The following is a 22,507-nucleotide window of genomic DNA, read 5'->3' on the forward strand; positions in this document are numbered from 1 at the left end:
AAGCCCGCTAACGTGTGTTAGCGGGCTTTTTGCTTTTTAAACCCGGAAAACCGGGTCTGACCCAAGGGTCAGACCCCGTCTGCGCCACGGGCGCTGGTGTTGGTTGTGCGCTGTTGATCTTCGCCGAACGTCAAAGGCGTCAAACCCAACCCCCCTTGGGTCAGACCATGGTTTTCCGGTTGCTCGCAGTTTCTTTTAGAAAAGCCCGCTAACGTGTGTTAGCGGGCTTTTTGCTTTTACAGGTACTGCGCCCCTTTCGAATGTCCCATTTGGGACAAACACCCCCATCTGTCTCAATTGCGTATTTTTTTGACTCCGGCCTCTCTGGCCGGATAGTGTTTGCGTCCACCCTACCCAAAGGAGCAGACATGGAATTTCGCAAGACCCTGATCGCCCTGGCGGTCACCGTCGTCGCAGGACAAGCCAGTGCCGCCAGCATGATGGCCAGCCCCGTCGCCTTCTCTGCCCAGGAGAAAACCCGCCTGGTCTCCACTTTGAACAGTGAGCGCAGCAAACATGGCCTGGATGCCGACCACGGCTTCGCCATCGCCAGCCAGCACCCGGGTGAGCAAGGCAAGGCGATCAGCCGCATCAACCATACCTATAAGGGCGTGCGTATTTTTGAGTCGGAGTCGGTGGTGGTCACCGACCAGGGCGGCAATGTGCTGAGCGAATCGATCGGCGAGCGCCGCAAAGGCCTGGTTGGCAAGCGCTTTGACGTCAAGCCGAAGCTGAGCGATAAGGAAGCGATCGCCAAAGCGAGCAAGAGTATCCCGCCAACCAAAGGCGGTATCAGCCCGCCTTTGGCGGAGCTGGTGATCTTCCCGGTCATGAAGTCGGTACGCGCGCCGGGCGCGGAGAACAAGGCGGAAGACGAGCTGAATGCGGTGGACGTGCTGGACGTGGTCGACAGCTACGAGCTGGCCTACCACGTGAAGACGCGCGTCATGGACGGCGCCAACCCGGTGTTCTACGACACCATCGTCAGCGCACGCGATGGCCGCATCCTGGACCAGTGGAATATGGTGCAGAACGTGGTCGGCACTGGCTATAGCCAGTACAACGGTACGGTGCCGATCAACACCACCCTGAGCGGCGGCGTATACAAGATGATCGACGGCAGCCGTGGCACCGGCGGTGCTTTCGGTGCGATGGCGATCACCAATGCCGACCATGGCACCAGCGCCGGCCAGGTCTACTCGAATGCGACCAATACCTGGGGCGATGGCAAGCAGTACATTGCCGGCGGCAGCACGACCAATGCCAATGGCCAGACGGCGGCGGTGAACGCGCTGTGGGGCCTGATGAACACCTACGACATGCACAAGAATGTGCTGGGGTGGCAGTCGCTGGACGGGAACAATACGGCGACCCATATCGCGGTGCACGTCAACACCGCCTACGACAATGCCTACTACTCCGACGCATGCAAATGCATGTTCATCGGCGACGGCGGCTCCTACTTCAACAACCTGGGGTCGATCGATGTGATCGGCCACGAGATGGGGCACGGCATCACCGCTGCCACCTCGAACCTGACCTATCGCGGTGAATCGGGCGGGCTGAATGAGTCGTCGTCCGATATTGCGGGCGAGGCGGTGGAGGCGTACGCCCGTGCCGGCGGCACGGGTACGGCGCTGCCAGTACCTTCCGGTAATGACTGGATGATGGGGAAGGAGATCTCGAAGAACGGCCAGCCGCTGCGCTGGATGTACAAGCCAAGCAAGGATGGCAAGTCGCCCGATGCCTGGAAGTCGACCATCAAGCGCCTGGATGTGCATTACAGCAGCGGCCCGAACAACCGCATGTTCTACTTCCTGGCGATGGGATCGAGCGCCACGGTGGGCAGTGATTACTACTCGCAGTACCTGACCCAACAGCCGAAAGCCATGACCGGCATCGGCATCGACAAGGCTTACCGTATCTGGTTCCGCGCGAACAGCACCAAGTTCACGTCTTCGACCAATTACGCCGACGCTCGTTTGAAAGTGCTGGCAGCAGCGCAGGAACTGTATGGCGCGAACAGCGCCGAAGCAAAGGCAGTCCAGCGCGCATATGCTGCGATCAACGTCGGGGCTGACGTGGCGGAATAAGCCGCGCTGTCCTGTACTGGAAGGGCCACCGGTGCGAGCCGGTGGCCCTTCTTTTTAGTAGCGGTAGGACGCTTTCAGGACCACGTAGTCGACGCCGCTGTTCGGCTTCTTGATGCCGCCGTTGGAGAAGTGCTGCAGCTTGGCGGCGACTTCCCACTTGTCGAACACATAGCCAACGCCGATGTGGTCGCCGAACTGGAAGGCGGTCGACAAGCCGTCGTCATTGTTGTTGTAGGTGCGGGACAGCACGTGCGCGCCGATGCCGCCCTCGACATAGAAGCCCTTCTTGTTGGTATTCTCGAAGCGGAATACCGGGGTGAAGCCGAGGTCGATAATATTCTTCTTGGCGCCTGGTACATTGTTCCACTGGCGGCCTTCCCAGAAGCCGACGCTGGCGTCCCAGTAGCCGGTCAGGTGGGTGCCGTTGGAATTGAACCAGCTCCACTCGGGTTTGAAGTCCTGGGTGGCGCCCAGGCGCACCATGCGGACTTTGGAGGCCGAGCCGTATTCCACGTAAGCGGAGTTGACGTCGAAAGCGAAGGCGGATTGGGCCACGAGCAGAGCCGCAGCAGTTGCGAACAGTTTTTTGAAGTGCATGTTTTTTTCTCTCTAGTCCTTGCCACAGTCTCTTGATTTGCTGCGGCAGTGACGGCCATTTTACTTTTGTTCTGAAATTATTTCAGACGACCCCTAAATTGTTAGAATCATCGCAATATTGTCATATCTGGAGCCAATTGTGAGCCATCCCCTGCGAATTGCATTCCTTGGCATCGGCCTGATGGGGGAGCCGATGGTGCGGCGCCTGCTGGCGGCCGGTTTTCCGGTCACCGCCTGGAACCGTACTCCGGGCAAGGCCGGCGTGCTGGCCGAAGCCGGCGCCGATCCCGATGACGTGCTGCCGCACGCGGTGGCCGATGCCGCCGTGGTGGTGTCCATGCTGTCGGCCGGCGAGGCGGTGGGGGCGGTGATCGAGGCCGCGCTCGATGCGCTGCGGCCCGGCACGCTGTGGATCGATATGAGTTCGACGCGGCAGGATGAGGCGCAGGCTTTCCATGCCTTGCTGGCGGGGCGCGGGCATCGTTTTATCGATGCGCCGGTGTCGGGTGGGGTAGGCGGCGCGGCGGCGGGTACGCTGGCCATCATGGCGGGCGGCAGCGCGGCCGATTTCGAGGCGGCGCGGCCGGTGCTGGAAGCCATGGGGCGTCCCAGGCTGGTGGGGCCGGCCGGCAGCGGGCAGGTGGCGAAACTGTGCAACCAGCTGATCGTGGGCGGCACCATCAATATCGTGGCGGAGGCGCTGCTGCTGGCGCAGGCGGCGGGGGCCGACCCGGCTGCCGTGCGCGAGGCGATCCGGGGCGGGTTTGCGGAGAGCCGGGTGCTGGAGGTGCACGGGCAGCGCATGCTGGAGCGGAATTTCCTGCCGGGCGGGCAGGTGCTGACGCAGTTGAAGGACCAGCACAATGTGCTGGCGGCGGCTGCGGCGGCCGGGGTGGCGCTGCCCGTCACCAGCCTGGTGACGCAGCGCTATGAGGCGATCCGCGATGCGTATCCGCGCGCGGACCACTCGGCTGCGCTGCTCGGACTGGAGCAGCTCAATCCGGGCGCGCGCGTGGGGGATGGGGAAGACCGGCTGCCTTAGCTTCCCTTACTTGGGGAGGGCGGCTTCGGCCAGCTGGACCCAGAAGCTGGCGCCGATCGGCAGCAGCTGGTCGTTGAAGTCGTAGCTGCCGTTGTGCAGTACGCAGGGGCCGAGGCCGTGGCCGCCGTCGCGGTGCTCGCCGTCGCCGTTGCCAATGAAGATGTAGCAGCCTGGCTTCTCTTGCAGGAAGAAGGCGAAATCCTCGGCGCCCATGGTGGGTTCGATATTGTCGTCCACCATGGCCGCGCCCACCACCGACTTCATCACCTCCACGGCGAAGCGGGTTTCGCGCGCGTGGTTTACCAGCGGCGGGTAGTTGCGGCGGAAGGTGAATTCGACCTCCGCGTCGAAGGCGGCGGCGATGCCTTGCGCCAGCGATTGCATGCGCTGCTCCACCATGTCCAGCACTTCGGTGGTGAAGGTGCGCACGGTGCCGACCAGTTTCGCTTCGTCGGGGATCACATTGGTGGCGCTGCCGGCGTGGATCTGGGTGATCGACAGCACGGCGGTATCGAGCGGGCTCTTATTGCGCGTGACGATGGTTTGCCAGGCTTGCGCAATCTGCACCGCAGTCATGATCGGATCATTGCCCTTGTGCGGCTGGGCGGCGTGGGCGCCTTTGCCGCGCACGGTGACGTGGAATTCGTTGGAGGAGGCCATCATCGGCCCTTCGCACACGCCCAGCGTGCCCTGCGCCATGCCGGGCCAGTTGTGCATGCCGTAGATGGCGTCCATCGGGCATTTTTCGAACAGGCCGTCGCGGATCATCTGGCGCGCGCCGGCGCCGCCTTCTTCGGCCGGCTGGAACACCAGGTAGACGGTGCCGTCGAAATTGCGGTGCTGCGCCAGGTAGTGGGCGGCGCCCAGCAGCATGGCGGTGTGGCCGTCATGGCCGCAGGCGTGCATCTTGCCGGGGTGGCGCGAGGCGTGCGGGAAGGTGTTGATCTCCTGCATGGGCAGGGCGTCCATATCGGCACGCAGGCCAATGGCGCGCGCGGACGTGCCGTTCTTGATCACCCCCACCACGCCGGTCTTGCCCAGGCCACGGATCACGGGAATGCCCCATTCGGTCAGCTTGGCGGCCACCACGTCGGAGGTGCGGACTTCTTCATAGCAGAGTTCCGGATGCGCATGCAGGTCGCGTCGGATCTGCTGCAGCTCGGATTGAAACGCAATAATCGGGTCGATCAGTTTCATTGTTGTTCTCCATCGGTCCTGCCATTCTAGCCTCCCGGTAGGATTTTCTGGAATCGTTTACGATATTGGATTCCGCCGCCGCTAATCCATATCAAGATGTCTACCTTACAAGTCCGCGCCACCTGCCCGCACGATTGCCCCGATACCTGCGCCCTCCTGGTGACCGTCGAAGACGGCGTGGCGACCGAGGTGAAAGGCGATCCCGAGCACCCGACCACGGCCGGGGTGCTGTGCACCAAGGTGTCGCGCTATACCGAACGCACCTATTCGCCCGACCGGCTGCTGTACCCGCTGCGCCGCGTCGGCCGGAAAGGCGAGGGCAAGTTCCAGCGCATCAGCTGGGACGAGGCGCTGGACGAGATCGCGGCGCGCCTGAAGCCGCTGGCCGCGAGCGAGCCGGAAGCCATCCTGCCGTACAGCTATGCCGGCACCATGGGCCTGGTGCAGGGCGATTCGATGTCCTCGCGCTTTTTCCACAAGATTGGCGCCTCGCTGCTGGACCGCACCATCTGCGCCACCGCCGGCGCCACCGGCTACAAGTACAGCATCGGCGCCTCGATCGGCACCGATCTCGAGCAATTCCAGCATGCCAAACTGCTCATCATCTGGGGCGGCAACCCGATCGCCTCCAACCTGCATTTCTGGACCCGCGCCCAGGAAGCCAAGCGCAATGGCGCCAAACTGATCGCCATCGACCCCTACCGCTCGCTGACGGCCGATAAATGCCACCAGCACATCGCGCTGCTGCCGGGCACCGACGCGGCGCTGGCGCTGGGGCTGATGCACATCCTGATCCGCGACGACCTGCTCGACCACGATTACATCGCCCAGTACACGCTGGGTTTCGAGCAACTGCGCGAACGCGCCGCCGAGTGGACGCCGGAACGCACCGCCGCCACCTGCGGCATCACCGTCGCGGAAGTGGAAGGCCTGGCGCGCGACTATGGCGAAACGGCCAAGCGCGGCGAACCGGTGGCGATCCGCATGAATTACGGCGTGCAGCGCGTGCACGGCGGCGGCATGGCGGTGCGCAATATCGCCTGCCTGCCGGCGCTGGTCGGCGCCTGGCGCCACGCGGCGGGCGGCGTGCAGCTGTCCTCCTCCGGCACCTTCAAGAAGAACCTGGCTGCGCTGCAGCGCCCGGACTTGCTGGCCAAACAGCCGCGCACCATCAATATGACCACCATCGGCGACGACCTGCTGCGCCCGGCCTCGCCTGAGTTCGGCCCGCAGATCAAGGCCGTCATTGTCTACAACTCGAACCCGGTGGCGATTGCGCCCGATTCGTCCAAGGTGCAGGCCGGCTTTGCTCGGGAAGACCTGTTCACGGTGGTGCTCGAGCATTTCCAGACCGACACCGCCGACTATGCCGATATCGTGCTGCCGGCGACCACCCAGCTGGAGCACGTGGACGCTCACAGCGCCTATGGCCATTTGTACATGATGGCGAATAACGCCGCCATTGCGCCCATGGGCGAAGCCAAGTCGAACACCGAGTTCTTCCGCCTGCTGGCGGCCCGCATGGGGCTGGATGATCCCTGCTTCCGCGACAGCGACGACCAGCTGGCTTCGGTCGCCTTCGTGCAGTTCGACTGGGAGTCACTCAAGCGCAAGGGCTGGCAGAAACTGGAAGTACCGGACGCACCCTTTGCATGCGGCAATTTCCCCACACCTTCCGGAAAATGTGAGTTCTATTCGGAAAGCATGCGGCGCGATGGCCTGGACCCCTTGCCGGCCTATATCCCGAACTATGAATCGGCGGCATCTACCCCCGAACTGGCGGCAAAATACCCGCTGGCGATGATATCTCCGCCGGCGCGCAACTTCCTGAACTCGACCTTTGTCAACGTGCAAAGCCTGCGCGCCACCGAGGGCGAACCGCACCTCGACATCCATCCTGACGATGCGGCAACACGTGGCATCAACCACGGCGATATGGTGCGCATCTTCAACGATCGCGGCTCCTTCGTGTGCAAGGCGCGCGTCACCGCCAAGGCCCGGCCGGGGCTGGTGGTGGGGCTGTCGATCTGGTGGAAGAAGCTGGCCGGCGATGGCAAGAACGCCAACGAAGTCACCAGCCAGCGTTTGACGGACATGGGTCGCGCGCCGACGTTTTACGATACACTGGTCCAAGTCGAGAAAGCCGCTTGAGAATGACTTATGGGCACGTTAACACACCTGAAACTGCGCGCCAGGCACCTGGCGACAGCGGGTGTGTGCGCCGCCTTGCTGGCCGGTTGTGCCCAGTTCAAGTATTACTTCCAGGCGGCCCAGGGCCAGTACGCGCTCTGGTCCGACGCCCGTCCGGTCGATGACTGGATCGGCGACCCCAGCACCGATCCCAAACTCAAGGCGCGCCTGGAAAAGGCCAAGCTGATCCGCCGCTTCGCGGTCAAGGAACTCGGCTTGCCGGACAATGCCAGCTACAAGAATTACGCGCCGCTCAAACGCCAGTACGTGCTGTGGAACGTGGTCGCCACGCCGGAGCTGTCGCTGCGCCCGGTGCAATGGTGCTTCCCGATTGCCGGCTGCGTCAGCTACCGCGGCTACTACGACAAGGCCGACGCCGAAGCCTATGCCGAAGAACTGCGCGAGGAGGGCAACGACGTGCAGATCGGCGGCGTGCCGGCTTACTCCACTCTGGGCTGGTTCAGCGACCCGCTGCTGTCGACCTTCATCAACCACTCCGACGCCGAACTGGCGCGCCTGATTTTCCACGAGCTGGCGCACCAGGTGGTGTACCTGCAGGGCGATTCCAAATTCAACGAAGCGTTTGCCTCGGCGGTGGAAGAAGCTGGCGTGCAGCGCTGGCTTGAGCTGTACGGCAACGACGCCATGCGCGAAGCCTATGCGCGCTACAACGTGCGGCGCCAGGACTTCATGGCCTTGCTGGTCAAGCACCGCCAGATGTTGGCGGACAATTACGCCAGCAAAGCCAGCAAGAAGAAAAAGCGCGAAGAGAAGCTGCGCATCTTTGCCTCGCTGCAGGACGAGTACAAGGTGCTCAAGGCCAACTGGGGCGGCTACAACGGCTACGACCGATTCTTCGCGGAACCGCTTAATAATGCCCATTTGGCATCTGTTGCAACCTATAATGACCTGCTGCCAGGCTTCCGCGCTTTGCTAGCAAAAGAGAAGGCATTCCCCAACTTTTATGCTGCGGTGCGGAATATGAGCAACCTGCCATCCGTGGAACGGCATGAGCGCTTGCACGAACTGGCGCGCACTATGGCCCAGGCCAGCGATGCGGCAACTGCCGCCGCAGCAAAGGACGCAGGCGTGGTGAATTGATGTTGCTTTGCAGCAGAAAGGCCTGCTAGAGGACGCGTTCCAATTCCAGAAAATAGCTTGCCACTGTGCTTGCCCGCACGATAGCATCTAGAGTGCGGGAAAGCACGGCCGTTCTATTTTCGCAAATAATATATATAAAACCGAGACAAAGAGGCACAGGATGGAAAAAATCTGGTTGAAGTCGTATCCCCCCGGCGTTCCGAGTGAAATCGACGCCACGCAATACCGCTCACTGGTTCACCTGCTCGAAGAATCGTTCCAGAAGTACGCGTCGCGCAACGCCTTCGTGTGCATGGATAAATTCATCACCTATGCCGACCTGGATGCCCACTCCAAACGTCTTGGCGCCTGGCTGCAAAGCCGCGGCATGAAAAAGGGCGCACGCGTCGCCGTCATGATGCCGAACGTGCTGCAATACCCGATCGCCATTGCCGGCATCCTGCGCGCCGGCTACACCGTGGTCAACGTCAACCCGCTGTACACCCCGCGCGAGCTGGAACACCAGCTGAACGACTCCGGCGCGGAAGCCATCATCATCCTCGAGAATTTCGCCACCACGCTGGAACAGGTGCTGCCGCGCACCCAGGTCAAGCACATCATCGTCGCCAATATGGGCGAGATGCTGGGCGGCCTGAAGGGCCACATCGTCAACTTCGTGGTGCGCAATGTGAAGAAGCTGGTGCCGCCGTTTTCGCTGCCGAACGCGGTGCGCTTCAAGGATGCGCTGGGCCATGCCAAGAGCATGAAGCTGACCGCCGTGGAGCTGCGCCACGAGGACGTGGCCTTCCTGCAGTACACCGGCGGCACCACCGGCGTTTCCAAGGGCGCCACCCTGACCCACAAGAACATCATCGCCAACCTGCTGCAGATGCAGGCCTGGTCGGCGCCCAAGCTGGCCGACCTGCCGCCGGACGAGCGCACCATCATTTGCGCACTGCCGCTGTACCACATCTTCGCGCTGACCGTGTGCGCCATGTGGGGCATGCGCGAGGGCGGCCTGAACGTGCTGATCCCGAACCCGCGCGACATCGGCGGCTTTATCAAGGAGCTGCAGAAGTACCGCTTCAATATGCTGCCGGCGGTGAACACGCTGTACAACGCGCTGCTGAACCACCCGGACATCAAGAACGTCGACTTCTCCGGCCTGAAGGTCGCCAACGGCGGCGGCATGGCGGTGCAGAAGGCGGTGGCCGACAAGTGGCTGGCGCTGACCGGCGTCACCATCGTGGAAGGCTACGGCCTGTCCGAAACGGCGCCGGTGGCGACCGCCAACCGCTTCGACAGCACCGAGTTCTCCGGCATGATCGGCATGCCGATCCCGTCCACCGACGTCGCCATCCTGGACGATGCCGGCAACGAAGTGCCGCTTGGCACGGCAGGCGAGATCGCCATCCGCGGCCCGCAGGTCATGGCCGGCTACTGGAACCGTCCGGAGGAAACCGCCAAGGTCATGACGGCCGACGGCTACTTCAAATCGGGCGACGTGGGCGTGATGGATGAACGCGGCTACGTGAAGATCGTGGACCGCAAGAAGGACATGATCCTGGTCTCCGGCTTCAACGTCTACCCGAATGAAATCGAAGACGTGGTGGCAGCCCACCCGGGCGTGCTGGAATGCGCCTGCATCGGCGTGCCGGACGAGCATTCCGGCGAGGCGGTGAAAGTGTTCGTGGTGAAGAAAGACCCGAACCTGACGGCCGAAGCGCTGATGGAACACTGCAAGCAAAACCTGACCGGCTACAAGAAGCCGAAATACATCGAGTTCCGCACGGAGCTACCGAAAACTAACGTTGGCAAGATCCTGCGCCGTATGCTGCGCGACGAAAAGCCTGCCGACGACAAGAAGGCGGCATAAGGCTGCCACTGCATACGAAAGGCAATATGATGGAAAAAATCTGGCTCAAGTCCTATCCTGAAGGCGTTCCTGCGGAGATCGATGTTTCGCAGTACCGTTCCGTGACCCACCTGATGGAAGAGACCTTCCAGAAGTTCGCGTCCCGCAACGCCTACGTTTGCATGGACAAGTTCCTGACCTACGCGCAAGTGGACCAGCTGTCGAAGCAGTTCGGCGCATGGCTGCAATCCAAAGGCCTGCAGCCGGGCGCGCGCGTTGCCATCATGCTGCCCAACGTGCTGCAATATCCGGTGGCGCTGGCGGGCATCATCCGCGCCGGCTACGTGGTGGTCAACGTCAACCCGCTGTACACGCCGCGCGAACTGCAGCACCAGCTGAACGACTCCGGCGCAGAAGCCATCATCGTGCTGGAAAACTTTGCCACCACCGTGGAACAGGTGGTGGCCTCGACCGGCGTCAAACATGTGGTGGTGGCGAGCATGGGCGACCTGCTGGGCGGCCTGAAAGGCGCCATCGTCAACTTCGTGGTGCGCCACGTGAAGAAGATGGTGCCGGCCTGGAATATCCCCGGCCACACCAGCTTCAAGCAGGTGCTGGCGGAAGGCTCGCGCCTGCCGCTCAAGTCGGCCGACCAGAAGCCGAGCGACATCGCCTTCCTGCAGTACACCGGCGGCACCACCGGCGTCTCCAAGGGCGCCGTGCTGCTGCACTCCAACGTGGTGGCCAACATGCTGCAGAACGAAGCCTGGCTGCAGATGAAGCCGAGCAATGAGCAGATGGTGTTCGTGGCCGCGCTGCCGCTGTACCACATCTACTCGCTGACCATTTCCTGCTTCATGGGCTGGAAGACGGGCGGCATGAACATCCTGATCCCGAACCCGCGCGATATCCCGGGCTTCGTGAAAGAGCTGGCCAAGTACCGCGTGACCGTTTTCCCGGCCGTGAACACCCTGTACAACGCGCTGCTGAACAACCCGGACTTCGCCAAGCTGGACTTCTCCAGCTACAAGATCTGCAACGGCGGCGGCATGGCCGTGCAGCAGTCGGTGGCCGACCGCTGGCTGAAGGTGACCGGCACCCCGATCATCGAAGGCTACGGCCTGTCCGAAACCTCGCCGGTGGCCACCGCCAACCGCGTCGACATCAAGGAATTCACCGGCACCATCGGCGTGCCGATCCCGTCGACCGAAGTGGCGATCCTGGACGACGACGGCAAGGAAGTGCCGATCGGCTCGGCCGGCGAAATCGCCATCCGCGGCCCGCAGGTGATGGCCGGCTACTGGAACCGTCCGGACGATACCGCCAAGTCGATCACGCCCGAAGGCTTCTTCAAGACCGGCGACGTCGGCATCATGGACGACAAGGGCTTCGTGCGCATCGTCGACCGCAAGAAGGACATGATCCTGGTGTCCGGCTTCAACGTCTACCCGAACGAAGTGGAAGGCGTGGTGGCGGCCCACCCGGGCGTGCTGGAAGTGGCTTGCGTAGGTGTACCGGACGCCAACTCCGGCGAAGCGGTGAAACTGTTTGTTGTACGCAAAGATCCGAACCTGACGGTGGAAGCGTTGCAGGAATTCTGCAAGCACGAATTGACCGCGTACAAAAAGCCGAAGTATATTGAATTCCGTGACGAACTGCCGAAGACGAACGTCGGCAAGATTCTGCGCCGTCAGCTGCGAGACGAAAAGAAGGCAGCATAAGCCGGCACGCTTGACCTGGCTCAAAAAGGGGCTCCGGGCCGGCTGTAAAGTGGAAAGAACCACCTGCGCAGCCACCGGAAGCCACTTATGGGCCATCTATATAACTTCGCACTTTCCCTCTCCACCGAAGGCCGCCGCGCGCTGCGCCAGCGCGAAGGTTTAAGCGGCTACTACGAAACAAGCCTGCCCGACATGACGCCCGACCAGGTCGAGGCGGCATTCGATATTGCCGTGCGCAGCTCCGAGCGCGCCGTGCAGCGCCAGGTCAGCCATCATCCCCTCACGCAAGCCCAGTTCGATGCGCTGGTCAGCTACACCTACAACCTGGGCACCGGCGGCGCCATGATGGTGTTGCGCCGGATCGATGTGGGCGACCTGGAAGGCGCGGCCGATGCCATGCTGCGCCAGCCTGCTACGCCGGCCGGCCCGGCCAGGCGCCGCCTGGACGAAAGCGCGCCGTTCCGGGGCAGTGTCTAGGCTTCGCGCCGGGGACCGGCCACGCCGCCGGCGACACTGAAGCGCGCCAGCGTGGCGCAGGCACTGCGCGCATCGCGCACATTCTGCAGTCCCTCGAAGGCCACCGTGGCGCGCTCGGGGCGCAACTCCAGCAGCATGAAGCCGCGCTTGTCGCTTTGCCCGAAATGCAGGTGGCGGTTCATGTCGACGTATTGCTGCGTGCGCGCCTGCGGGCGCGAGCTGGACGTGATGGAGGTGCCGCAGAATTCGGTGGCGATGACCGGGTTGCCGGCGCTGGCCGGCCGGGCCGGATCGCGCCGCAGGTCGGCGGCGAAGAAGGTGTGCACGTCGCCCGACAGCACGAGCGGGTTGCGCGCGGCCTGCAGCGCGTCCAGCAGGCGCTTGCGGGCGGCGGCGTAGCCGTCCCAGCCATCGGTCCAGAAGCGGCCGTCGCTGTCGCTGGCCAGCGGCACTTGCGACAGCTGGGCCACCAGGGTTTGCTGGGCGATGATGTTCCAGCTGGCCTTCGATTCCTTCAGGCCCTGCGCCAGCCAGCGCTCCTGCTCCGCGCCCAGCATGGTGCGGCGCGGGTCGGCCAGGGCGGCGCAGGCGCGCCGGTAGACCGAGGTGGAGCCGCCGCGGCCGGCCGGCTGGCAGGCGTGCGGCGAACGGTACTGGCGCGTGTCGAGCACATGGAAGCGCGCCAGCCGACCCCAGTCGTAGCGCTGGTAGATGCGCTGCGCGCGCAGCGGCTGGTGCTCGAAGAAGGCCTGGTAGGCGGCGGCGCGGCGCTGCACGAAATCGGGCGACAGCAGTTCGTCGCGGTGCGGGCTGTAGTCGTTAGCCACTTCGTGGTCGTCCCATGTCACCAGCCAGGGCGCGGCGTGGTGCGCCGCCTGCAGGTCGGCGTCGCTCTTGTACTGGGCGTAGCGCGCGCGGTAGTCGGCCAGGGTATAGCTCTCGTCGCGGCGTATGGCGCTGGCGGGGTGCTGCAGGCTGTATGGGCCCCATTCGTAGATGTAGTCGCCGAGGAAGGCCACCAGGTCGGGCGCGGCGCGCGCGATATGGCGGTGCGCCGCGTAGTGGCCGAACTCCCAGTGCTGGCAGGAGGCGGCGGCCAGCTTCAGCATGCCCGGCATGGCGTCCGGCGCCGGTGCGGTGCGGGTGCGGCCCACCGGGCTGACAGCGTCGCCCAGCATGAAACGGTAGAAATACCAGCGGTCCGGCTCCAGGCCGCGCACGTCGACGTGCACGCAGTGCGCCAGCTCCGGCGCGGCGACGGCGGGGCCGCGCGCGGCGAGGCGGGTGAAGCCCTCGTCATGCGCGACTTCCCAGCGCACTTGCTGCGCAATGGGCGGCATCGACGCCGCGTTGAGCGGGTCGGGCAGCAGCCGGGTCCAGAGGATGACGGAGTCGGGCAGCGGCGCGCCGGAGGCGACGCCGAGCGAGAAGGGGTAGGCGCCGTTGGCGCCGCTGCGCGCTTGCGCGGGCAGGTGGGGCGCCAGCGCTGCCAGTGCGGCCACGCGGGCCGCAGTCTGGAGCAGGAGGCGGCGCCCGTCTTGCATCGCTTACAGCAGCGATTCCAGCGGCGGTACCGGGCGCGGTTTGCGGTCCGGGCCGGTGGCGACGTAGGTCAGGGTGGCTTCGGTCACTTTGACGATGTTGGCCTGCAGGCGGTTGCGTTCCGCATAGACCTCCACGTTGACGGTGATCGAGGTATTGCCGACCTTGACGATGTCGGCGTAGAAGGACAGCAGGTCGCCCACAAACACGGGGTTCTTGAACACGAAGGAATTCACGGCGATGGTGGCGACACGGCCATTGGCGCGGCGGGTGGCGGGCAGCGAGCCCGCAATGTCGACCTGGGCCATGATCCAGCCGCCGAACACGTCGCCATACACATTGGCGTCGGACGGGGCGGGCATCACGCGCAGTTCAGGCATCTTGCCCGGCGGGAGGCTGTTACGTGGGGTTTCTTGTTGTTGGGTGCTCATCGCGAATTCTCATGAAGGACTACAATTGACGGAATTTTAAACCAGCCAGCCCACGCACGTATGCGCCGCTACCCGAACACCCCGCCGCCGCCGCCCGGCCAATCGCAAGGCGACCTTGCTACTCTGAAAACATTGCTGCCTTATCTCTGGGTCTACAAGTGGCGCGTGCTGGCGGCGCTGCTGGCGCTGGTCGGCGCCAAGGCGGCCAACGTCGGGGTGCCGGTGGTGCTCAAGCAGCTGGTCGACGATATGACGATCAAGCCGGGCGATCCGCGCGCGCTGCTGGTGCTGCCGGTCGCCACGCTGGTGGCGTACGGCGTGCTGCGCCTGTCCACCACCGTGTTCACCGAGCTGCGCGAATTCCTGTTCGCGCGCGTCACCCAGCGCGCGGTGCGCACCATTGCGCTGAAGGTGTTCCGCCACTTGCATTCGCTGTCGCTGCGCTTCCACCTGAACCGGCAGACCGGCGGCATGACGCGCGACATCGAACGCGGCGCGCGCGGCGTCAGTTCGCTGATTTCGTACACGCTGTTCAATATCCTGCCGACGCTGGTCGAGATCACGCTGGTGCTGGCCTACCTGGTGCTGCATTACGACGTGTGGTTCTCCGTGATCACCTTCTCGGCGCTGGTGACCTACATTACCTTCACCATTGTCGTGACCAACTGGCGCACGCACTTCCGCCGCACCATGAACGACCTCGATTCGAAGGCCAATACCAAGGCCATCGACTCGCTGTTGAACTATGAAACCGTGAAGTACTTCGGCAACGAGGACTACGAGGCCAAGCGCTACGACGAAGGCCTGCAGCGCTACGAGAAGGCGGCGGTCAAGTCGCAAACTTCGCTGTCGCTGCTGAACACGGGACAGTCGGCGATTATCGCGATTGCGGTCACGCTGATCCTGTGGCGCGCGACGCAGGGCGTGATCGACGGCACGATGACGCTGGGCGACCTGGTGCTGGTGAATGCCTTCATGATCCAGCTCTACATCCCGCTCAACTTCCTGGGCGTGATCTACCGCGAGATCAAGCAAAGCCTGGCCGACATGGAGCGCCTGTTCTCGCTGCTGAACGAGAACCGCGAAGTGGCCGATGCCGAGCATGCCAGGCCGCTGCAGCCGCAGGGCGCGGAAGTGCGCTTCAACCACGTCGACTTCAGCTACGACCCGAAGCGGCAGATCCTGTTCGATGTCGACTTCACCATCGCGGCCGGCACCACCACCGCCATCGTCGGCCACAGCGGCTCCGGCAAATCGACCTTGTCGCGCCTGCTGTACCGCTTCTATGAGGTGGACAGCGGCAGCATCACGATCGACGGCCACGACCTGCGCGACGTGACGCAGGATTCGCTGCGCCATTCCATCGGCATCGTGCCGCAGGATACGGTGCTGTTCAACGACACCATCGAATACAACATCGCCTACGGCCGCCCCGGCGCCAGCAAGGAAGAAATCGTCGCCGCCGCGCGCGCCGCCTCGATCCATGACTTCGTGGCCAGCCTGCCGGATGGCTACGAGACCATGGTGGGCGAGCGCGGCCTCAAACTGTCCGGCGGCGAGAAGCAGCGCGTGGCGATTGCGCGCACGCTGTTGAAGAACCCGGCCATCCTGATCTTCGACGAAGCCACCTCCGCGCTCGACTCCAAGTCGGAGCAGGCGATCCAGGCGCAGCTCAAAGAGATCGCAAAAAACCGCACCACCATGGTGATCGCCCACCGCCTGTCGACCATCGCCGACGCGCAGCAGATCATCGTGCTCGATCACGGTAAGATTGTGGAGCGCGGCACGCATGCCGCGCTGCTGGCGCGCGAAGGCTTGTATGCGCAGATGTGGGAGCGCCAGCAGGCGCGCGGCGACGTGGAACAGTCCTCGCCGGCGGACGGCGAGCTTGTCACTCAAGGAGGTTAAGGATGGCGGTGAAGAAGGTGTTGGCGGTAGCCCTGGCGGGCATTGGTGTGCTGGCGCTGGCGGTGGGCGTCAACACGGCGCGCAGCGGCAGCAAGCAGCTGGCGGTGGCGCCGGTGGCGCCGCTGCAGCTCGACGAGGGCGCGGCGGCGCAGCGCCTGGGCGAGTCGCTGCGCTTCATGACCATTTCCGACGCCACGAATGCCGACGCCAATGCAGCCGAATTCGACAAGCTGCACGCCCACCTGCAAGCCAGCTTCCCGCGCCTGCACGCCGCGCTCAAGCGCGAGAACGTGAACGGCAAGGCCTTGCTGTACACCTGGCAGGGCAGCGACGCCAACGCCGCGCCGGTCATGTGGATGGCGCACCAGGACGTGGTGCCGATTGCGCCCGGCACGGAGAAGGACTGGCAGCAGCAGCCCTGGAGCGGCGCGGTGCACGAGGGCTACATCTGGGGCCGCGGCGCCTGGGACGACAAGGGCAACCTGTACGCCCAGATGGAGGCGATAGAAATGCTGCTGGCGGCCGGCTTCCAGCCGCGCCGCACGCTGTACCTGGCCTATGGCGCCGACGAGGAAGTGGGCGGCAAGCGCGGCGCCGCCGCCATCGCCGAGCTGCTCAAGGCGCGCAAGGTGAAACTCGATTACGTGCTGGACGAAGGGCTGATGATCGTGCAGGGAATGGTGCCGGGCCTGGAGCCGGCGGCGGCCATGATCGGCGTGGCCGAGAAGGGCTATGCCAGCTACAAGCTGGAGCTGGAGGTGCCACCCGGCCACTCCTCCATGCCGCCGCAGCAAACCGCCATCGGCATGATGAGCCGCGCCCTGAGCGCGCTGGAGGCGAACCCGATGCCGGTGCGCATGGCGGGCCTGCCGCAGCACAGCTTTGAAACGCTGGCGCCGGAGATGGGCGGCTTCAACCGCGTGGCGCTGTCGAACTTCTGGCTGTTCGGGCCCATGCTGGAACGCATGCTGGCCAAGTCGCCCAGCACCAATGCGCTGATGCGCACCACCACCGCGCTCACCATCGTCAACGCCGGCGTGAAGGACAATGTGCTGCCGGGTACCGCCAGCGCCACTGTCAATTTCCGCCTGCTGCCGGGCGATACGCTGGCCGGGGTGGAGCAGCATATGCATAAGGTGATCGGCAACGACAAGATCCGCATCGCGCCGGACGGCAATTCGAATACGGAAGCCTCGCGCGTGGCGCGCACGGATGGTCCCGCCTATGCCGCCGTGAACCGCACCGTGCGCGAAGTGTTCCCGGATGTAGTGGTGGCGCCCAGCCTGATGATCGGCGCCACCGACTCGCGCTACTTCGACGGCATGAGCGACAGCGTGCTGAAATTCGCGCCGGTGCGCGCCAGGCCGGAAGACCTGCCGCGCTTCCACGGCACCAACGAGCGCATGTCGGTCAAAGGTTATGCGGACATGATCCGCTTCTACCACCGGCTGCTGAAAAACAGCGGTTAACTGCCTTAGCGGTTGAGCAGAAGATTCACCGCCGTCAGAATTGCAGCGGAATTGCTAAGCAGAACAATGACGAGCAGGCCGACAATCCAGCGCAACTGCTCGTCCTGCCGTTTTTGCCATGCTTCGAAGCGTGCAGCCATTTGCTCGCTTAGCCGTTGTTCGGCGGCAAGCACCGCCACAAGGATTTCGTTGCGAATCCGATTCGATGCTCGTGCTCGTCATTGGGCGGCTGGGGCGAACGATCTGCCGGTGAGTTCATTTCAGGCTCCTATGGCAAGCGCTGGATGATTGGACCAGGGCAGCCTGCCGGAGTTCCCGCCGGGCGAAAAAAAACCGCCCGGAGTGGGCGGTCTTTCTTGGGGCGCGCTGCGCTTATGGCAGCGGGCGGTCCGCCAGTTCGCGGTCGTCGGTGGCGACCAGTTCGCCCTCCCACTTGGCCACGACAGCGGTAGCGATCGAGTTGCCCACCACGTTGGTGGCCGAGCGGGCCATGTCCAGGAAGTGGTCGATGGCGAACAGCAGCACCAGGCCCGCTTCCGGAATATTGAACTGGTGCAGGGTGGCGGCGATCACCACCAGCGAGGCGCGCGGCACGCCAGCCATGCCCTTGGAGGTCAGCATCAGCACCGCCATCATGGTCATCTGGGTGCCCAGCGACAGGTCGATGCCGTACGCCTGGGCGATGAAGATGGCGGCAAAGGTGCAGTACATCATCGAGCCGTCCAGGTTGAAGGAGTAGCCGATCGGCAGCACGAAGGCCGCAATACGGTTACGCACGCCGAAACGCTCCAGGCCTTCCAGGGTTTTCGGGAAAGCGGCTTCGGAGGACGCGGTGGAGAAGGCCAGCAGGGTCGGCTCCTTCACTTCCGAGATCAGCTTCAGCACGCGCTTGCCCAGGAACAGGAAGCCGGCGAAGATCAGCAGGGCCCACAGCACGGCGATGGACAGGTAGAACTCCGCCATGAACACGCCGTAGGTTTGCAGCACGCCCACGCCGCTCTTGGCGATGGTGCCGGCAACGGCGGCGAACACCGCCAGCGGCGCGAACTGCATCACGTAGCCGGTAACCTTCAGCATGATGTGCGCAACGCCGTCGACCGCTTCGATCAGCGGTTCGGCCTTGGCGCCCACGGCGGCAGCAGCGGTGCCGAAGAACAGCGAGAACACCACGATCTGCAGGATCTCATTCTTGGCCATGCCGTCGACGATGGAGGCCGGCACCAGGTGGGTGATGAACTCTTTCAGCGACAGGCTGGCCGTCTGAAGGGTGGCAGCGGCGGCGGCGCCATCGGCCGGGATATGGCCGACCAGGGCGTCGCCTGGGCGGAACAGGTTGACCATGACCAGGCCCAGGGCCAGCGACATGACGGAAGCGACGAAGAACCAGCCCAGCGTCTTGATGCCGACGCGGCCCACTTCCTTGGTGTCACCCATGCGCGCAATGCCGACCATCAGGGTCGAGAACACCAGCGGCGCAATGATCATCTTGATCAGGCGCAGGAACATGGTGGTGATCAGGGACATGTAGTCGGCAAAGCTGGTGGCGCCAGCCTTGTCAAAAGATACATTGATGATGTAGCCGGCGATGATGCCGAGCACGAGGCCGACCATAATGTATGTAGTCAGGCGGTTTTTATTGGCCATGAGCAAGATTCCTGATGAGGGGCGGATTTGCCGTTAGAATGAGGCGCTTAATGATGGGTTATTAAGCAAGTCCCGAAGTATCCTTGTGGTGCTAGGCCACTGTCAAGCGAGAATAAACCTGCTGAAACGCCAAAAAGATGATCGCAATTAAAGACTTAAGTAAGTGGTACGGCAATTTCCAGGTGCTGGCGGAGTGCAGTACCGAGGTGGCCAAGGGCGACGTCATGGTGATTTGCGGGCCGTCCGGGTCTGGCAAATCGACCCTGATCAAGACGGTCAACGGGCTGGAACCGTTCCAGAAGGGCGAAATTATTGTCGATGGGACATCAGTGGGCGCCAAAGGCACCAATTTGTCGGCCCTGCGCGCCCGCATCGGCATGGTGTTCCAGAATTTCGAGCTGTTTCCCCACCTGTCGGTGCGCGAAAACCTGACCCTGGCCCAGGTCAAAGTGCTGGGCCGCTCGCAGGACGAGGCCAATGAGAAGGGACTGAAATACCTGGACCGGGTCGGCCTGCTGGCACACCAGGATAAATATCCGAGCCAGCTGTCCGGAGGCCAGCAGCAGCGCGTGGCCATCGCCCGCGCCCTGGCGATGGACCCGATCGCCATGCTGTTCGACGAACCGACGTCCGCGCTGGACCCGGAAATGATCAATGAAGTGCTGGACGTGATGGTCGGCCTGGCGCAGGAGGGCATGACCATGATGGTAGTGACCCATGAAATGGGCTTTGCCCGCAAAGTGGCCAACCGTGTTGTTTTCATGGACAAGGGCCGCATTCTGGAAGACTGCAGCAAGGAAGAATTTTTCGGCGCGCCGCGTTCCGAGCGCGCACGGGACTTTTTAGCGCGTATCATCCACTAACAGGGCGGGTCGTCGTCCCCGCCAGCGGAGGACACCATGACCTGTCTGCGCCTGTTTCCCCTCCTGTGCCTGTGCGTGGCGGCGAGCGCCACCGCGCAGGACGCCACCGGCACCCTCGCCAAGATCAAACGCAGCGGCCAGATCGTACTGGGTGTGCGCGACGGCTCGGTGCCTTTCTCCTACCTGGACGACAAACAGCAGTACCAGGGCTACTCGGTCGACCTGTGCCTGAAAATCGTCGAGCACCTGAAGGCGCAGCTGGCCATGCCGGGGCTGAAGGTGGCCTACAACCCGGTCACCTCGGCCAACCGCATCCCGCTGATGGCCAACGGCACCATCGACCTGGAATGCGGCTCCACCACCAATAATGCGGAGCGCCAGCAGCAGGTGGCGTTCGCGCCCACCATGTTCGTCATTTCCAGCCGCCTGCTGACCAGGAAGTCGTCAGGCATCCGCTCGCTGGCGGACATGAAGGGCAAGACCCTGGTGGCCACCGCCGGCACCACTTCGCTCAAGCAGCTGACGGCGCTGAACGCGCAGCGCGGGCTGGGCATGAAAATCCTCACCGGGCGCGACCACCCGGAATCCTTCCTCATGCTGGAAACCGGGCGCGCCGTGGCGGAGGCGAACGACGACATCCTGCTGGCGGCCCAGGTGGCCAGCGCCAAGGCGCCGGGCGACTACGTGATCGGCAGCGAGGCGCTGTCGGTGGAACCCTACGGCATCATGCTGCGCAAGGGCGACGCACCGTTCAAACAGGCGGTCGACGCGGCGCTGGCCAAGGTGTACCAGTCGCCCGAGATGGCGCGCATTTATGACAAGTGGTTCATGCAGCCGATCCCGCCGCGCGGCGTGAACCTGAAATTCCCCATGCCGGCCGCGCTCAAAGCGGTGCTGGCGAAACCGACCGACTCGCCCGATCCCGCCGCCTACGCCGCCACGGGCCAATAGGCATGCACTACAACTGGAACTGGCGCATCTTCTGGGAGCTGTCGCCGGACGGCGTGCATACCTATTGGGACACGCTGTTGTCCGGGCTGGCCTGGACGCTGGCGACCTCGCTGGCCGGCTGGGCGATGGCGCTGGCGCTGGGCATCGCGGTCGGCACCCTGCGCACGGCGCCCAACCGTTGGCTGCGCCGCCTGGCGATCTGCTGGGTGGAAGTGTTCCGCAACATCCCGCTGCTGGTGCAGATGTTCCTGTGGTTCTTCGTGCTGCCCGAGCTGCTGCCGCGCGCCGCCGGCGACTGGCTCAAGGCGCTGCCCAACGCGCCCTTCGTGACGGCGGTGCTGTGCCTGGGCTTTTTCACTTCCGCGCGGGTGGCGGTGCAGGTGGCGGCCGGCATCAACGCGCTGGCCGGCGGGCAAGGGCTGGCGGCGCTGGCGCTTGGCCTGTCGCGCGCGCAGGCCTACCGCTATGTGCTGCTGCCGCTGGGACTGCGCATCGTGCTGCCGCCCCTGGCCAGCGAGTTCCTCAACATCATCAAGAACAGTTCGGTCGCGCTCACCATCGGCTTGATGGAGCTGACCGCCAGCGCGCGCTCGATGCAGGAATTCTCCTTCCAGTTCTTCGAGGCTTTCGCCGCCGCCACGGTGATCTACGTCATCGCCAACCTGATCGTGGTGGCCGGCATGACGCTGCTGGAGCGGCGCCTGGCGCTGCCCGGCACGCTGGGCGAGGCGCAGGGCGCGAGGAGGGCCGCCTGATGCTGGCCAGCTTCGACTTCAGCGTGATCGCCGGCTCCTGGGTCTACCTGTTCGAGGTAGGCATGCTGTTCACGCTCAAGCTGACCGTGCTCGCCATGCTGGGCGGCGTGGCGCTGGGCACCCTGCTGGCGATGGCGCGCCTGTCCGCATGGCGCCCGCTGGCGCTGCTGGCGGCCGCCTACGTCAACCTGATCCGCGCCGTGCCGCTGGTGCTGGTGATTTTCTGGTTCTACTTCCTGGTGCCCTACATCGCCGCGTGGATGCTCGGCAAAGCCGAACCGGTCAAGGTCGGCACCTTCCTTTCCGCGCTGATCACCTTTACCTTGTTCCAGGCCGCTTACTACTGCGAGATCATGCGCGGCGGCATACAGTCGATCCCGAAAGGGCAGGTCCACGCCGCGCAGGCACTGGGCATGAGCTACTGGCAGACCATGTCGAAAGTAGTGCTGCCCCAGGCCTTTCGCAATATGTTGCCAGTCCTGCTAACACAGACCATCGTATTGTTTCAGGATGTATCACTGGTCTACGTGCTGTCGGTGCCCGATTTCGTCGGCGCCGCCAGCAAAATCGCGCAGCGCGACGGACGCCTGGTCGAAATGTACCTGTTTGTGGCGCTCGTATATTTCGTAATGTGTAGTTTGTTATCGTGGCTGGTGCGCAGGCTGCAGCGGGCGTACCATGTCGGGTCATGA

19 protein-coding genes are annotated in these 22,507 nt (G+C 63.8%); 13 read left to right on the forward strand and 6 right to left on the reverse strand.

All coding sequences use genetic code 11. The features are described 5' to 3' along the window. Positions 1 to 368: 368 nt before the first annotated feature. A complete protein-coding gene (locus tag ACE3TQ_RS11185) occupies positions 369 to 2,093 on the forward strand; it encodes a M4 family metallopeptidase (protein ID WP_374582241.1) in 1,725 nt (574 codons plus the stop codon). Between the two features lie 54 nt (positions 2,094 to 2,147). On the opposite strand, the gene ACE3TQ_RS11190 is transcribed toward ACE3TQ_RS11185, so the two are convergent. After that, complete coding sequence (locus ACE3TQ_RS11190) at positions 2,148 to 2,690, reverse strand: acyloxyacyl hydrolase (protein ID WP_374582242.1); 543 nt, start codon at positions 2,688 to 2,690, stop codon at positions 2,148 to 2,150. A gap of 139 nt (positions 2,691 to 2,829) precedes the next feature. Here ACE3TQ_RS11190 and ACE3TQ_RS11195 point away from each other — a divergent pair, with 139 nt between their 5' ends. Beyond that, a complete protein-coding gene (locus ACE3TQ_RS11195; protein WP_374582243.1) occupies positions 2,830 to 3,732 on the forward strand; it encodes an NAD(P)-dependent oxidoreductase in 903 nt (300 codons plus the stop codon). 6 nt (positions 3,733 to 3,738) lie between these two features. On the opposite strand, the gene ACE3TQ_RS11200 is transcribed toward ACE3TQ_RS11195, so the two are convergent. Then, the gene (locus ACE3TQ_RS11200; RefSeq protein WP_374582244.1) at positions 3,739 to 4,929 is read right to left on the reverse strand and encodes a M20 aminoacylase family protein; all 1,191 of its coding nucleotides are present in this window, start codon (positions 4,927 to 4,929) and stop codon (positions 3,739 to 3,741) included. A gap of 96 nt (positions 4,930 to 5,025) precedes the next feature. Here ACE3TQ_RS11200 and ACE3TQ_RS11205 point away from each other — a divergent pair, with 96 nt between their 5' ends. The 5 genes from ACE3TQ_RS11205 (at position 5,026) to ACE3TQ_RS11225 (ending at position 12,252) form a co-directional block, all read left to right on the forward strand. Next, positions 5,026 to 7,080 carry a molybdopterin-dependent oxidoreductase gene (locus ACE3TQ_RS11205; protein ID WP_374582245.1) on the forward strand — a complete coding sequence of 685 codons (2,055 nt, stop codon included), beginning with the start codon at positions 5,026 to 5,028 and terminating at the stop codon, positions 7,078 to 7,080. 9 nt (positions 7,081 to 7,089) lie between these two features. Continuing rightward, entirely contained in the window at positions 7,090 to 8,220 is a 1,131-nt protein-coding gene (locus ACE3TQ_RS11210; protein WP_374582246.1) for an aminopeptidase, read from the forward strand. Between the two features lie 160 nt (positions 8,221 to 8,380). Then, on the forward strand, positions 8,381 to 10,075 hold the full coding sequence (locus ACE3TQ_RS11215; RefSeq protein ID WP_374582247.1) for a long-chain fatty acid--CoA ligase: 1,695 nt from the start codon (positions 8,381 to 8,383) through the stop codon (positions 10,073 to 10,075). Positions 10,076 to 10,104: 29 nt separating this feature from the next. After that, entirely contained in the window at positions 10,105 to 11,775 is a 1,671-nt protein-coding gene (locus tag ACE3TQ_RS11220) for a long-chain-fatty-acid--CoA ligase (RefSeq protein ID WP_374582323.1), read from the forward strand. Between the two features lie 87 nt (positions 11,776 to 11,862). Then, positions 11,863 to 12,252 carry a glycoside hydrolase family protein gene (locus tag ACE3TQ_RS11225; RefSeq protein ID WP_374582248.1) on the forward strand — a complete coding sequence of 130 codons (390 nt, stop codon included), beginning with the start codon at positions 11,863 to 11,865 and terminating at the stop codon, positions 12,250 to 12,252. Here the strand turns inward: ACE3TQ_RS11225 and ACE3TQ_RS11230 are convergent. Beyond that, a complete protein-coding gene (locus ACE3TQ_RS11230) occupies positions 12,249 to 13,796 on the reverse strand; it encodes an alkaline phosphatase (protein WP_374582250.1) in 1,548 nt (515 codons plus the stop codon). The genes ACE3TQ_RS11225 and ACE3TQ_RS11230 overlap by 4 nt on opposite strands. 3 nt (positions 13,797 to 13,799) lie before the next feature. Then, complete coding sequence (locus ACE3TQ_RS11235; RefSeq protein WP_374582252.1) at positions 13,800 to 14,225, reverse strand: acyl-CoA thioesterase; 426 nt, start codon at positions 14,223 to 14,225, stop codon at positions 13,800 to 13,802. Between the two features lie 60 nt (positions 14,226 to 14,285). Here ACE3TQ_RS11235 and ACE3TQ_RS11240 point away from each other — a divergent pair, with 60 nt between their 5' ends. Both ACE3TQ_RS11240 and ACE3TQ_RS11245 read left to right on the forward strand, forming a co-directional pair. Further along, the gene (locus ACE3TQ_RS11240) at positions 14,286 to 16,133 is read left to right on the forward strand and encodes an ABC transporter ATP-binding protein/permease (protein WP_374582254.1); all 1,848 of its coding nucleotides are present in this window, start codon (positions 14,286 to 14,288) and stop codon (positions 16,131 to 16,133) included. A gap of 2 nt (positions 16,134 to 16,135) precedes the next feature. Continuing rightward, positions 16,136 to 17,602 carry a M20 family peptidase gene (locus ACE3TQ_RS11245; protein WP_374582256.1) on the forward strand — a complete coding sequence of 489 codons (1,467 nt, stop codon included), beginning with the start codon at positions 16,136 to 16,138 and terminating at the stop codon, positions 17,600 to 17,602. Positions 17,603 to 17,607: 5 nt separating this feature from the next. On the opposite strand, the gene ACE3TQ_RS11250 is transcribed toward ACE3TQ_RS11245, so the two are convergent. Then, positions 17,608 to 17,781, reverse strand: coding sequence for a hypothetical protein (locus tag ACE3TQ_RS11250; RefSeq protein ID WP_374582257.1), 174 nt, complete (start codon positions 17,779 to 17,781; stop codon positions 17,608 to 17,610). 193 nt (positions 17,782 to 17,974) lie between these two features. Next, positions 17,975 to 19,246, reverse strand: coding sequence for a dicarboxylate/amino acid:cation symporter (locus ACE3TQ_RS11255; protein ID WP_374582258.1), 1,272 nt, complete (start codon positions 19,244 to 19,246; stop codon positions 17,975 to 17,977). 137 nt (positions 19,247 to 19,383) lie between these two features. Between ACE3TQ_RS11255 and ACE3TQ_RS11260 the strand changes: the two genes are divergently transcribed. Genes ACE3TQ_RS11260 through ACE3TQ_RS11275 form a run of 4 tightly spaced genes read left to right on the forward strand, consistent with a single transcriptional unit; the run spans position 19,384 to position 22,507 of the window. Continuing rightward, on the forward strand, positions 19,384 to 20,109 hold the full coding sequence (locus ACE3TQ_RS11260) for an amino acid ABC transporter ATP-binding protein (protein WP_374582259.1): 726 nt from the start codon (positions 19,384 to 19,386) through the stop codon (positions 20,107 to 20,109). 36 nt (positions 20,110 to 20,145) lie between these two features. Continuing rightward, positions 20,146 to 21,060 carry an amino acid ABC transporter substrate-binding protein gene (locus ACE3TQ_RS11265; RefSeq protein ID WP_374582260.1) on the forward strand — a complete coding sequence of 305 codons (915 nt, stop codon included), beginning with the start codon at positions 20,146 to 20,148 and terminating at the stop codon, positions 21,058 to 21,060. Positions 21,061 to 21,062: 2 nt separating this feature from the next. Next, entirely contained in the window at positions 21,063 to 21,815 is a 753-nt protein-coding gene (locus tag ACE3TQ_RS11270; protein WP_374582261.1) for an amino acid ABC transporter permease, read from the forward strand. Continuing rightward, the gene (locus ACE3TQ_RS11275; protein ID WP_374582263.1) at positions 21,815 to 22,507 is read left to right on the forward strand and encodes an amino acid ABC transporter permease; all 693 of its coding nucleotides are present in this window, start codon (positions 21,815 to 21,817) and stop codon (positions 22,505 to 22,507) included. The genes ACE3TQ_RS11270 and ACE3TQ_RS11275 overlap by 1 nt, the downstream gene beginning before the upstream one ends.

Source organism: Pseudoduganella sp. (genome assembly GCF_041914865.1).
Taxonomy (GTDB): domain Bacteria; phylum Pseudomonadota; class Gammaproteobacteria; order Burkholderiales; family Burkholderiaceae_D; genus Rugamonas.